Source organism: Paraburkholderia sediminicola, from assembly GCF_046027825.1.
In the GTDB taxonomy this organism is placed as follows: Bacteria; Pseudomonadota; Gammaproteobacteria; order Burkholderiales; family Burkholderiaceae; genus Paraburkholderia; species Paraburkholderia sediminicola_D.
This window is the reverse complement of the sequence record NZ_JAQQDU010000249.1, coordinates 1-695: the sequence shown is the minus strand read 5'-3', so window position 1 is coordinate 695 and position 695 is coordinate 1. Positions and strand designations below refer to the sequence as shown.

Annotated in this window: 1 protein-coding gene; it reads right to left on the bottom strand. The window is 54.4% G+C overall.

Annotation, left to right across the window (positions count from 1 at the left end; genetic code table 11):
- Positions 1–9 precede the first annotated feature (9 nt).
- Positions 10–462, bottom strand: coding sequence for a hypothetical protein (locus PQQ96_RS42125; RefSeq protein ID WP_408303345.1), 453 nt, complete (start codon positions 460–462; stop codon positions 10–12).
- Positions 463–695: the final 233 nt, after the last annotated feature.

Genomic DNA, 695 nt, shown 5'->3' with positions numbered 1-695 from the left:
CGTCAGGATTCAGTGCAAAACAACAGTGAAAGACGTCTTGGTGGAGGGATGTCCCGTAAAATGAGTGTGAACCTCTGTCCTCAGACGGTCACTCACAACGAGCAGCGGCGGATTTTCTAGTGGAAGAGCATATTGAACTAGCTGCTGAAGAGCGGCGCCGAGATCCCCACCTGGCGCCTTGTATTCCCATCCGAAATGGTCGCGTTTCCAGACATCAGCGAATCCGCGGCCAGAGATAATGCCGCGGAATCCTTTCTCGAAGCAATATGTCTCCGGATCGTCCGGTGTAGGGACTCCGAAGAGACGGCACAGATCTAGGAAATGAGCTTGCGCCCCGGCTCGCTCACCGAGTCGAGATGCTTTTCCGTTGGGCCCCCACTTTTCGACAAAGGCGCTGGCGCTTATCTCAGTGTGCTTCGTCGCTTGATAATCATTATTTATTCGCAACAATTCAGCAGCCATAGCCAGCCTCCCGCGGATATGTGCAACGCTCTCGGGTTTGATGACGTGCTTCACACACGCCTGACTGGGGTCTTCGTCCTTTTCGTGCTAAATCTGGCGGTTTTGTCTGCAGCACCTCAATTTATGGGCTGCAACCGGAACATAGGCTGATATATACACCCGCCTGCCCCTTGTGCACCCGCCTGCTGGTTGCCGAAACAGCACGAGATTGCATGATCACGGGCTATCGCGGG

Coding starts and splice junctions, on each gene's coding strand:
- PQQ96_RS42125 (WP_408303345.1), bottom strand. CDS start 462: ATGGCTGCTGAATTGTTGCGAATAAATAATGATTATCAAGCGACGAAG.